Source organism: Hungatella sp. (assembly GCF_046966825.1).
Genome location: NZ_JBKVCZ010000269.1, coordinates 1 through 3,143, shown reverse-complemented (window position 1 = coordinate 3,143; position 3,143 = coordinate 1). Strand labels below are relative to the sequence as shown.

Below are 3,143 nucleotides of genomic sequence, written 5' to 3'. Positions count from 1 at the left end.
GATCTGGGAAGCGGCTAAGGACACGGGACTCAGGATCGGGTCATTCCATTTTTTCAGCATTGCCTGCCCGGGAGAGAGCCAGCTGAAGCATTTTACAGAGACAGTACCAGCCTTCCGGCAAATGCTTCCGCCAGTGGTTGATTTCGAATTCTATGGCGATAAGAAAGTAAATCCGCCCGATCGAGAGACGGTATGCGCGCAGCTGGATGTGATGCTGCAGGGGCTGGAGGCACATTATGGCGTCAAACCGGTGATCTATGCGACGGAAGATACGATGCATTTATATTTGGAAGGAAGATATGAGGAGTATCCCCTTTGGATTAGAAACGTGATGAAGAAACCGGACACAGGTAACTGGAACTGGGTGTTCTGGCAGTATACAAACCGGAAAAAGCTGAACGGATACGAGGGAGATGAAACGTATATTGACATGAATGTGTTTGGGGGCGACCGGGATGCTTGGGAATTCTGGTCCAGGAATTACGAGATGGGCTGGAACTACAGGCCAGGCTGGGGAAGCTTCCGCCCGGAACCGCAGTACAGTGGCGACGGCCGGTATCTGGCGGTTCAGGATGTGGTGACAGATGAGAGCACCGGTCTGCAATCGGTTCGGGTGACGATTCAGGATGGAGAGAGCGGAGAACGTATTTTTGCCTTTATCACGGACCGTGCGCGGGATTTCTGGGGAATCTGCTGGGAACCGGGAACGGACCGGATATGGACGCAGTCTGCAGATACCGGACTTCGGTGTTATGAATGCACGGAACAGGAATGGAAATACAATCCGGAGGCGAAACGCCCTGCCGCCGTGATATCTAAATACGATTCGTATGACGGAAACGGATAGGAGAACGTGGGAAGAGAAGAAATGAAGGAGTAAAGGATGGAGAATAAGAACGACAATTCGAAAAATAATAAATGGAAGAAGATGAGCGTGTTTTTAAGCCTGGTTCTTCGCCATCAGCCCGATGCGGCCGGCATCACGCTGGATGAACATGGCTGGGCTGATGTGGAGGAATTGATTGAGGGATTTCAGAAAACGGGAAGGCCTCTGGATCTGGAAATGCTGAAGGAGATTGTGAGAACGGATGAAAAGGGGCGTTACCGCATGAGTGAAGACTGTTCGCTGATCCGGGCGAACCAGGGGCACAGTATTCCGGTGGATGTGGAACTGAAAGAAACGAAACCGCCCAAAGTGCTGTATCATGGGACGGCGGAGCGTTTTCTCCCGCCCATTATGGCTCAGGGGCTAAAATCCATGAGTCGGCTGTACGTCCATCTGTCCGGCGATTATGAAACGGCTGTAAAGGTTGGAAAAAGGCATGGAAAGCCGGTGGTATTGAGCGTCGATACGGAAAGAATGATGAGAGACGGAGCGGTATTTTACCGGTCTGAAAACGGAGTTTGGCTGACCGGACCGGTGGAAAGTAAATATCTGGAAATCATGGACAGAGAATAAGGTGACGGAGGAAGCAGTATGGAGAGATGGTTGGTAACAGGAGCAAACGGATTTCTGGGCTCCAGGATTATGAAATTTTATCAGGGAAAATATGAGATAACAGGAGCACATCACGAGAATCTGGATATCACGGATGAGGCCGCGGCGGCAGAATTCGTGAGAGCGGCGGCCCCACAGCTGGTTATTCACTGCGCGGCCATCTCCAACACCGGGACGTGCCAGGAAAATCCGGGCCTGTCGGAGGCGGTCAATGTGAACGGAGCTGTGAACCTGGCACGGGCCTGCAGGGAGACCGGGAGCCGGCTGATCTTTATGAGTTCGGATCAGATTTACGCGGGAAACCGGACCATGGTACCGGCAAAGGAGGAGAATACTCCGGAGCTGGTCAATGTCTACGGGCTTCACAAACGGCAGGCAGAGGAGAAAATTATGGCTATACTTCCGGACTCGGTGTGCCTTCGATTGCCGTGGATGTATGATTTCCCCTGGCGTGGGCTAAAGAGCAACAGCAACCTTCTGGGGAATTTACTGAAGGCTCTGATTCAAAACCGTCCATTGACGCTTCCTGTCCACGATTATCGCGGAATCACCTGGGCCATGGAGGTCGTGAAAAATATAGAGGCGGCGGGAAAGCTTCCGGCGGGAATCTATAACTTTGGCAGCGGAGGTACGCTGTCCACATATGACACGGCGAGAAAGGTTCTGGCGATGGTGACGGAAGGGGAGGACAGAAGCGGACTACTCATTCCTGACCGGGAGCGGTTTGCAGATCAGCCCAGGAACCTTCTGATGGATACAGAAAAAATACGAGACTGTGGGATTGAATTTCCGGATACGGTGGAAGGATTCCGCAGGTGTTTTGAGGAGAGTCCGGAATATATGACGGGGCTGATCCGGCAGTGATAGGAATGGCCTTTCGCGGGGAAAAAGACATCAGAGTCGAAATGAGGGGAAGCCGGGGCGGAAAAGTGCCTTAACTTCCCGGTGAATCATCAGGGAAAAGTCGAAAAATGTAGAAAAACAACGGAAAACCGAAGAATCGATTGTCAAAGCCGGAGTGAGTATGATATACTTTTTCCGGCTTTATGTCTGCCCGGAGTGAGGCGGGGCATGAGGCCGAATGCGGAATATTTTATTTCGAGTAACAGTTACTATTTAACAGAAAATTGCAGCCCATGAAAAAATGCTTTGCAGGAGCAGCGTGCCCCGCTTGACCGGGTATGCACACTCCGTGCCAGGGAGGTGTGGTTGGTGAAACAGCCGTGCTTCGGCGTGCGAGTCCGGCGAACCGGACTCTTTATTCTGTTGTTGCAAAAGAAGGAAAGCTTTGGAGTCAGGAGGAAATTCTGGTGGTAAGGTTTAAAAATTACGTGAAGGCGGGAAGCCTTTCAGAGGCCTATGAGCTGAATCAGAAAAAGAGCAGTATTGTAGGCGGCGGTATGATGTGGCTGAAGCTTCAGAACCGCGTGAAAATGACCCTGATCGATTTGTCGGGACTGGGGCTTGATACGATCGAGGAGACGGATGAGGAATTCCGGATCGGCTGCATGTGCACCCTGCGCATGCTGGAGACACATGAAGGACTGAATACATATTTTCAGGGAGTTTTTAAGGAGTGCACGCGGGCGATTGTGGGCGTTCAGTTTCGGAACGGGGCGACTGTCGGAGGCAGTGTGTTCGGAAG

The 3,143-nt window shown here is 51.8% G+C and carries 4 protein-coding genes; all 4 read left to right on the top strand.

Annotated elements, in window-relative coordinates:
• Positions 1-847, top strand: an 847-nt coding sequence (locus tag ACLTD4_RS33625) for a GH25 family lysozyme (protein WP_412331970.1), incomplete at its 5' end; no start/stop codon positions are given.
• 36 nt (positions 848-883) lie between these two features.
• Complete coding sequence (locus ACLTD4_RS33620) at positions 884-1,459, top strand: RNA 2'-phosphotransferase (protein ID WP_412331969.1); 576 nt, start codon at positions 884-886, stop codon at positions 1,457-1,459.
• 18 nt (positions 1,460-1,477) lie between these two features.
• Positions 1,478-2,362 (top strand): SDR family oxidoreductase, encoded by an 885-nt coding sequence (locus ACLTD4_RS33615; RefSeq protein ID WP_117634257.1) that lies wholly within the window; start codon positions 1,478-1,480, stop codon positions 2,360-2,362.
• 446 nt (positions 2,363-2,808) lie between these two features.
• Positions 2,809-3,143, top strand: a 335-nt coding sequence (locus tag ACLTD4_RS33610) for an FAD binding domain-containing protein (RefSeq protein WP_412331971.1), incomplete at its 3' end; no start/stop codon positions are given.